The sequence below is a fragment of the Caballeronia sp. GAWG1-5s-s genome (assembly GCF_023631445.1).
Classification (GTDB): Bacteria; Pseudomonadota; Gammaproteobacteria; order Burkholderiales; family Burkholderiaceae; genus Caballeronia.
In genome coordinates, this window is sequence record NZ_JALQDC010000027.1 from 1 (window position 1) to 7,798 (window position 7,798).

Annotated in this window: 9 protein-coding genes and 1 pseudogene; 8 read left to right on the forward strand and 2 right to left on the reverse strand. The window is 60.0% G+C overall.

Annotated features, from left to right (window positions below):
* Both NCR34_RS19330 and NCR34_RS19335 read left to right on the forward strand, forming a co-directional pair.
* The coding region (locus NCR34_RS19330) for a tyrosine-type recombinase/integrase (protein WP_250500990.1) at positions 1 to 480 on the forward strand (480 nt) is incomplete at its 5' end.
* Between the two features lie 14 nt (positions 481 to 494).
* Entirely contained in the window at positions 495 to 839 is a 345-nt protein-coding gene (locus NCR34_RS19335; protein WP_250500991.1) for an RNA chaperone Hfq, read from the forward strand.
* Between the two features lie 176 nt (positions 840 to 1,015).
* Here the strand turns inward: NCR34_RS19335 and NCR34_RS19340 are convergent, their stop codons facing one another.
* On the reverse strand, positions 1,016 to 2,191 hold the full coding sequence (locus NCR34_RS19340; protein ID WP_250500992.1) for an NYN domain-containing protein: 1,176 nt from the start codon (positions 2,189 to 2,191) through the stop codon (positions 1,016 to 1,018).
* A gap of 468 nt (positions 2,192 to 2,659) precedes the next feature.
* On the opposite strand from NCR34_RS19340, the gene NCR34_RS19345 reads away from it, so the two are divergent.
* From NCR34_RS19345 to NCR34_RS19370, 6 genes and pseudogenes are all read left to right on the forward strand, one after another.
* Positions 2,660 to 3,136, forward strand: a complete 477-nt coding sequence (locus tag NCR34_RS19345; protein WP_250500993.1) for a hypothetical protein — start codon at positions 2,660 to 2,662, stop codon at positions 3,134 to 3,136.
* Between the two features lie 290 nt (positions 3,137 to 3,426).
* A complete protein-coding gene (locus NCR34_RS19350) occupies positions 3,427 to 4,071 on the forward strand; it encodes a hypothetical protein (RefSeq protein ID WP_250500994.1) in 645 nt (214 codons plus the stop codon).
* 343 nt (positions 4,072 to 4,414) lie between these two features.
* Positions 4,415 to 4,855 (forward strand): annotated as a pseudogene (locus tag NCR34_RS19355) (PAS domain S-box protein).
* 49 nt (positions 4,856 to 4,904) lie between these two features.
* Positions 4,905 to 5,318 carry a hypothetical protein gene (locus NCR34_RS19360; RefSeq protein ID WP_250500995.1) on the forward strand — a complete coding sequence of 138 codons (414 nt, stop codon included), beginning with the start codon at positions 4,905 to 4,907 and terminating at the stop codon, positions 5,316 to 5,318.
* Entirely contained in the window at positions 5,207 to 6,361 is a 1,155-nt protein-coding gene (locus NCR34_RS19365) for a hybrid sensor histidine kinase/response regulator (protein WP_250500996.1), read from the forward strand. The genes NCR34_RS19360 and NCR34_RS19365 overlap by 112 nt, the downstream gene beginning before the upstream one ends.
* Before the next feature lie 325 nt (positions 6,362 to 6,686).
* Positions 6,687 to 6,965, forward strand: coding sequence for an HU family DNA-binding protein (locus NCR34_RS19370; RefSeq protein ID WP_250500997.1), 279 nt, complete (start codon positions 6,687 to 6,689; stop codon positions 6,963 to 6,965).
* Positions 6,966 to 7,504: 539 nt separating this feature from the next.
* Here the strand turns inward: NCR34_RS19370 and NCR34_RS19375 are convergent.
* Positions 7,505 to 7,798: hypothetical protein (locus tag NCR34_RS19375; protein WP_250500998.1), on the reverse strand; the 294-nt coding region annotated here is incomplete at its 5' end.

Genomic DNA, 7,798 nt, shown 5'->3' on the forward strand with positions numbered 1-7,798 from the left:
AAGCGCCGCAAGCAGCGCACCGTGCCGGTCAGTGGCGCGACCGTCGCGGCACTGCGCGCACATTGGCACGACCGCGGACGCGACTTTGATGCGCCGCAGGCACGGGGGCGCTTGATTGCGCCGCAGAGGATCCCGGGCACGCGCACCGCACTCGAGCGGCACGATGCTCAGCCCGAAGACGCGCCGTACACCGTCGATGCGTTCGGGCGGCTCGTCAGAACGGCCGTGCAACGGCTGGCCAGGGAGAGTGCGGCGCTGGCGGACTTCAGCACGGACGACCTGGTGCAACTGGCGAATACGTCGGCGCATGCGTTTCGGCACACGTTCGGCACGCGTGCGGTTGCGCGGGAGATGCCCACCGATGTCGTGCAGGCCATTCTCGGTCATGCGTCGTTGCAGACCACCTCGATCTATGTGCGGGCGGAGCGGCGGCGCATGCTCGAAGCCGCCGCGCGCTACTATGACGAAGACGCGGGATAGCGTCGCATTGGGTAGTGTCGTCCAACGGCGCCACCGCCAAGGACCGTTGTGCCGAGATCAAGACCGGTGGGTCAACCATGTCCATACATGCGAGCGACATCCAGGCGGATTTCCTAAGCGCCCTGACGCGTGAAGAGAAAGTCGTTTGGGTGTTTCTCGTCAACGGCATCAGACTGACGGGCCAGCTAGTGGCGTTCGACCGATACGTTTTGGCGCTGCAGTCGCCGACGGGGATTCAGACGGTGTTCAAAAGCGCTGTTTCAACCGTCTGCGAAGCGCATGTTGTCGCGCATCCCCGAACGAAAGATCGTTTGGCGATGTCGCGAGAGCGTCCGCCCAGCAGGGAAGATCATCGTTAAGTCGGGCGCGGCAGCAAAAGCGCGGGCGAGATCTTAGTGCTCCAAGTGCGCCGCGTGACGGGTCGTCCTAGACGCAGAGGACCATCGATATCTAGTTCCGACGCCCGGTCCGCCCGCATGCGCGCTGCCGCGCGTACAAGCTCTCGGTGATCTGTTGAAACGGTCGGTTCTTGCCGTCACCGGTCGGTGGCGCTCTCAACGCCTTTGCGTGAAGCGCGGCTGCGAGAAGTCGGTTTGCGCAAGCGCTTCGCCGGTTCTTCCTCCGCTATCGCTCCCTGCACCGCCTGCTTATCGTCCTGTTGGTCGGGTTTCTTCAGTGGTGATTTCGTTGCTGCGGTCTTCCTGGCGCGGCGCTGGCCCGACGCCTTTTCCTTCTTCGGCTCGTACAGTGGTTCGGACGTCTTGCTTTGAACGACCACCTCCGTTTCTGGCCCATTCGCCAACTCCGCTTTCGGCGTTTCCTTGAAGCTTTCGGTATCGCTCTTGTTGTGTCCTCTAGCAGCGACCGGTGCCGCCGCTTGGCCAGCGTCCTTTGCATTTGTGGCATACGAACGAGAAACAAAGGCGCCGGATTTGTCGTCGCGTCCCACGACGAAGAAGCCACGCAGCTGGGCCTCCTCGAGCAGGTTACCGAAAGCCCTAAACCCGTACTGCGTCTCGCTAAAGCCAGGCTTGCGTCGCTTGATCGCACTTTTCAGCACAGAGGCCCAGATTTTGCCGCTTTCACCACGTTCGGAGGAGAGCGCCTCGAAGGTTTCGACCGCGATGGCGACTGCGTGCGACTTGCGAGCCTCGATGTCCTCTTTTGGCTGACGATCTTCTTCTAACATACGCTTGGCTTCACGCGCTTCTTGCTTAGCGCTTGCGCGCTGCTGCTCGCGGACCAGATCGTCGTAGAAAATGAATTCGTCGCAGTTCGCCACAAGCAAGTCGGACGTGGACTGCTTAACGCCGACGCCGATCACCTTCTTCGCATTTTCTCGTAGCTTCGAAACGAGCGGCGAAAAGTCGGAGTCTCCGCTGATGATGACGAAAGTATCGACATGTGACTTGGTGTAGCAAAGGTCGAGCGCATCGACGACCAGACGGATATCGGCCGAATTCTTGCCGGATTGGCGCACATGCGGAATTTCGATTAGTTCGAAACTGGCTTCATGCATCGACGCCTTGAAGCCCTTGTAACGGTCCCAATCGCAATAGGCTTTCTTGACGACAATGCTTCCCTTCAGCAGTAGACGCTCCAGCACGGGTCTGATATCGAACCTTTCGTACTTGGCATCGCGTGCACCTATGGCGACGTTCTCGAAATCGCAGAACAACGCCATGTTGACGCTTTCCTGAGGTCCGGCCATTCGATTCTCCTGTTTATGCCGTGCATTGCTCAATGAACGCATGTTACTACCCCGACGAGGAGTCGTAAGAGGCACGCCCGCTCGATTCCGCCAGCGCGTTCGACGCTTTCGGCCGTTCTGCCGCGCAGCGGAAAGATAGCGCGCGTCGTGGCATGGATCGACCGGCACGATTGCCTGCGCATTCGTGCAGCGCGTGAACTTGGCGAGGGCGCCGCTTTGTTGCCGTCGGCAGTCAGCTTGAGCGCACCTCGCGCGTCGTTTAGCTTGCGCCAACGGAAGAAGATCGAAATCGGCGCCTTCAAGCCGACTCGTCTGCTACTCTGCTCGGCGCATTAAGCCTTCTCTCGAAAAGGCGTAATCTGCAGCAAGGTGCTACTGCTCCTTGCTCATCCCCCGACCTTTCCAATTTACGGCCGCTGCCCGTAGCCAGTGATGGACCGGCGGGATCGCTTGTTGACGATCACGAACATGTCGAACAAACCGAACAATTCGAAGAACCTTAGAACGATGCGCCGCTCGCCGCTGACCCGGGCGCAACTGTTGCCGATTGCACCGGCCACGGCACGCGTATTTTCACTGAAAAATCACCTCGCTTTGGTCGCGATGCGCAACGGGCGTGGCAACGCCGCTCTGGCAAGTGAGCTCATCAAGACGCTGTACTTGACCTATTTCGTATCCGAGACGGACCGGCTCGATCCCCCGTTCGCAACCTTTCTCAAGGCCGAGACGGTCCTCCGGGCGTGCATTCGAGATTCGGAGACAGCCGATGCGTGGGGGATTGCCGACGATCAGTGCGAGGCAATCGAGGCGGTCCTCTGCGCGCATGATACGCAGCTCGCGTCGGCACCGCTTCACCAGATCGAGGTCGCCAAGGGGCGGCTGGAGCGAATATTGAAGGCAGGCCGATTTCCGGATCTCGCCGCAATGCACCACATACGCAGTTGAGCGGTCACCCCGATTATCTGCCGCGGCGGAGCATCGTCATCATGCCCCGCCCCTAGGCACCAGTGCGCCGGGTCGGTTTGCCGACCAGAGTCGCGGTAATGCGTGCGCCGCGTCTTGACCGGTCGGTCACATCGTGTTGCGCGAGGTTATCGGGTGGGCGGCGACGATGATCGCGACGCTGAGACAGTGAGATGATGAGCGAGTCTGCTCTCTCGACGTTGCGCGCCCAGTCGCCTCGCAGTTGGGACGTGTGTGCATCTACGCAGATTGAACCTTGACGTAAAGAGATCATGAACAAAGCAAAGTCAAAACTAACCCGTCAGGACGCTGAGCGCCTGTTCGAGGGGTTGCCACCGGCGAAGTCCAGCGCGTCGAGGCGCCCCGAGAATCCGTTCGGCCCAGACGTGTCCGATGTTGCAAAGCGAGTTGAGGACGAACTCACCCTCTGGAAGGACAACCTGATCACGCTGCCGGTGTCAATCGAATTGCCGCCGGGCTACTCATCGGTGCCCCGCATGCGCGAAGCGATGACGCGGGCTTTACGTGTGAAGTGGTTGAGAGAAGCCAAAGACGAGGTTGTCGCGGAGTTTCCTGAAGGGTGGATAGCGGTTCGACCGGAAAGTGGCCCCATCGAATTGCGAGATGCTTTTGGCGTGGTTCGGGGGGTGTACGGATGGGCCAAAGACGCTGAACTCAGGCTCCTGCCCCGCTACCTGATTGAATCACAGCCAAATACTTCGACCGGTCTCGGAAGCTTACTTGTTCGCGATCGCGGCAATGGTCGAATTCTCGAACGATCGTCGAACTGGTCGGCGCGAACCGGAACCCAGCATCCAGATTGGGCCAAGCTCCTAGCGTGGCTTGACTTACGTTACCCAGATCATCGCGACCCACTACGGTACTGGGACGATTGTGAGGAGAATCGTCGAGCGTGAGCGGACTGTTGACGTCGCTGCTTTCGCAGGAACGAAGGCACTCAACATCGAGCATGATTATGGAACGATTGACGCCGACCTTCGTTCCCGTTGAATTTCCCAGACCCACGCGCACTGTCAGCCTCCAATCTCACGCTGTATGAGCTGGTGCATCCCGACGATTGCGCCCCGAATGGCATCGGGAGGGAGTTGTCGCCCCGGCGCCGACCTTCGCAATCGGCGCGGACCGTTGCGTCCGGCAGAAGCGAGCTAGAATCAACCTCCAGCCGGAAGCGGACGTTAGGGATTCGACACTGTCATTCCGGAAGCGCTGGGCTCAATGCGCTACGACGTTTCTGTTCTCATGACCACTCAAACGTCGGCCGCCAAATCATCCTTTGGCGACGATGCGGTATTCCGCACCATCTTCGAACAGTCAACCCTTGGCATGGGGCGAGTGGGGTTCGGTGATGCGCGCTGGCTTGATGTAAACCCCGCTTTCTGCCGGATGCTCGGGCGCTCGCGCGACGAGATGCTCTCGACGCCTTGGCCGCAGATGACGCACCCCGACGATGTTCACCGCGATCTCCTTTGATTCGAACAAATGGGCAGCGGAGAGCTCGACTCGTACACCATCGAGAAGCGCTTCGTTCATGCAAAAGGCCACTACGTGTGGGCGCAGTTAAACCGCTCCCTCGTTCGCGATGCTAACGGCCATCCCGACTATGAGATCGCGATCATTGAAGACATCGGTGATCGGAAGGCCGCCGCGCTTGCGCAGAGCAAGTTACAGCCTCGAGGCTGAACGTGCGTGGCTGCAAGCGGTCATCGACACGATTACAACGTGCCTCATCATGCTCGACAAGAACGGCGCGATGATTCTGGAGAACGCCGAGTGGAAGCGCACATGGGCGGGGAACGCGGTGCTCGATTCCGTTGTGGACTACGAGAGCTACAGGGGCTTCCGGCCAGAAACCGGCGAGCGCCTCTCGGCAGACGAGTGGCCTTGCGCAATGTCGCTCAAGGAGGGCGTTCGGACGCGAGACGTCATCCTTGACATAGAGCGCTTCAATGGCGCGCGCGGCACGGGCGTGGTGTCGAGCGCGCCGATTCGCGACGACACGGGCCACGTGGTGGGTGTGCGGTCGCTGCCAACATGGACATCACCGAGCTTCGCGCGGCCCAAGCGAGTCTGTTGGAAGCCGACCGGCGCAAGGACGAATTTCTGGCCATGCTTTCCCACGAGTTGCGAAACCCGCTTGCTCTGATCCGAAACTCGCTCTATCTCCTCGAGCGAGCCGACCCGTCCGGACAACAAGCCCGCAATGCGCGAGAAGTCATCGGCCGACAGGTCACCCAATTGACTAAGCTTGTCGACGATCTCCTCGATGTTACGCGGATTGCCAGGGGCAAGATCGAGCTGCGCCGCACGAGGTTGGACCTTACTGCACTGGTCAGGCGGTCGACGGAAGACTACCGCGCGCTGACACAACCTCCGGGCATCGAACTGCAAGTCGTGACGGAGGGTCCCGCACTTATCATTGAAGGCGACGAAACGAGACTGTCGCAGGTCTTCGCAAATCTCATGGGCAATGCGGCGAAGTTCACGCCGATGGGTGGTCGCATCACCGTGACGGCCCAAAAGCGCGATGGGCGTGCACTGATCGACGTCATCGATAGCGGGGTCGGCATTGCACCGGAACTCCTGCCGGTCATCTTCGAACCGTTCACGCAGGCCAGACAAGATCTGGCGCGGACCGAGGGCGGACTCGGCCTTGGGCTAGCGCTTGTGAAAGGGGTGATAGCGCTCCACGGCGGCCACGTCGCAGCGACGAGCAGGCTCGGAGCGGGCGCGAAGTTCACCATCGAGTTGCCGCTTGCATCGGTCAAAGAGACGACAGGGCGCCAGCTGGCGGCAACTAGAATCGACGGCAATACCCGCTTGCTTCGCGTACTTGTGGTGGACGACAATGCCGACGTGGCCGATTCCCTTGCGGCGATTGTCGAGATCTTAGGACACGCGGTTGAAGTCTGTTATAACGGACGCCGTGCGATCTTTCTGGCAAAAGCCGGGCTCCATGATGTGGTGCTCTGCGACATCGGGCTGCCCGATATCAGCGGATATGAGGTTGCATGGAGCCTGAGGCGCACGCTGCCAGCGAGAACGAGATTGGCTGCAACCAGCGGCTATGCTCAGCCGGAGGACGTACAGCAGGCGCTCGATGCCGGCTTCGACGCGCATTTCGCCAAGCCAGTCGATACGCATCGCATCGAGCAACTTCTTACAGGCAGGGATGCCCGTGCTGATTGAGCGGGAACTTGGGGGTCGTAAGTCGGCTTCATCCGACCACACAATGTCATCGCTCCAATGTTCATTCCGACGAAGCCGGCGAGCGTTTCTCGCAGCAGGGCGATCCATGCAGTCACGAATCCAGAGGAGAGGCATCATTGACGTGAAGTTATGCTTCCCCTTTGATAGCAAACCGAATCAATCCCGCTGCGCGCGTGCGTAGAGCCTGTGGGCGGAGGCCCGCACGACGCGTTCTCGCGTGCGCGTTCCGACCAATACAAGCCTCGATAGGTCATCCACTATCGCGATTCTGTAAGATAGTGTCAGTCAAGAAGAGGAAAGCTCAATGAATAAGCAGGAACTGGTCGACGCCGTCGCGTCGCAGGCAGGAACGAGCAAGGGTGCCGCCGAAGAGACGATCAATGCTGTGTTGGCGACAATCTCGAAGGAAGTGGCCGCGGGAAATGCGGTGCAGCTCATTGGGTTTGGCACCTTTGCCAGCGGCGAGCGCGCCGCACGTACGGGCCGCAACCCCGCGACGGGCGAAATCCTCGAGATCGCCGCCGCAAAGACGGTCAAGTTCGCCGTCGGCAAGGCATTCAAGGACGCTGTCAATCAATCCTGAGATGCGGTCGAGTCGTCAACGCATAGTGAGAACAACTGGCTATAGAGCGGAAAAAGCTTAGCCAGCTTCACGGTGGCAAGACGCGACCGCCCATCCGGGTGGCCGCCTCTGGGGAAACGCCATCGCAAGCGCGCGTTGAACTCGCACGCTTTCACGCCGGTGGGGGAGAAGCTCTCCGACACCAAGGCTGTGTTGGAGAATGGCACGTCACGATATAGGACGATACCCTGGCTTCTTTTGCGACGCCACGCGAAGCGCCGCGGCTGTAGTCCGAACCTGCGCACGTTCTTTCAGCAGTGGCGACGTCGCCGCGAATCCGCGCTCTCTCGACCGCTTCTTCGGACGGATCATTTCGCAGGCCAATCACTATCGCTGACCTCGAGAAGTCACTGACTCCGGCTGATGACTTAGGGGCGACATCACGATTTTGCCTGAATGAGGAACGTGCTATGACGTTTGCCGGTTTCGACGCTGGCACTCAATGCTGCTTGTGTCGACCGCTAGCTCTGTTTGCCTAGCCTCACCGCTCAAACGCGGGGTCAATGTTCAGAGACCCGGCGGTAGTGGCCTGTTCTCAGCTTCTCGCCTCCAGGCACTTCGGAAATCGGCGGCGGACGCAAGGGATCGCTTCCTTCGTCCTTGCCTTGCTCCGGCAGATGGCTCCGAATCTCGTCAATCAGGTGCCCAAAGCCTCGAAGCCCACGGTGCATGACCTGTTTTGCCTTGACATTCATTGAGCTTCCCTCGGACAGCCACGGCAATGTCCCGGGCGTAGTTGAAGGTTGAAGGCGGCGGTTCCCCGTTGGAAATCCGAGAGAATCGGGTTTCGACGA

Coding starts and splice junctions, on each gene's coding strand:
- NCR34_RS19340 (WP_250500992.1), bottom strand. CDS start 2,191: ATGGCCGGACCTCAGGAAAGCGTCAACATGGCGTTGTTCTGCGATTTC.
- NCR34_RS19345 (WP_250500993.1), top strand. CDS start 2,660: ATGTCGAACAAACCGAACAATTCGAAGAACCTTAGAACGATGCGCCGC.
- NCR34_RS19350 (WP_250500994.1), top strand. CDS start 3,427: ATGAACAAAGCAAAGTCAAAACTAACCCGTCAGGACGCTGAGCGCCTG.
- NCR34_RS19360 (WP_250500995.1), top strand. CDS start 4,905: ATGCTCGACAAGAACGGCGCGATGATTCTGGAGAACGCCGAGTGGAAG.
- NCR34_RS19365 (WP_250500996.1), top strand. CDS start 5,207: ATGGACATCACCGAGCTTCGCGCGGCCCAAGCGAGTCTGTTGGAAGCC.
- NCR34_RS19370 (WP_250500997.1), top strand. CDS start 6,687: ATGAATAAGCAGGAACTGGTCGACGCCGTCGCGTCGCAGGCAGGAACG.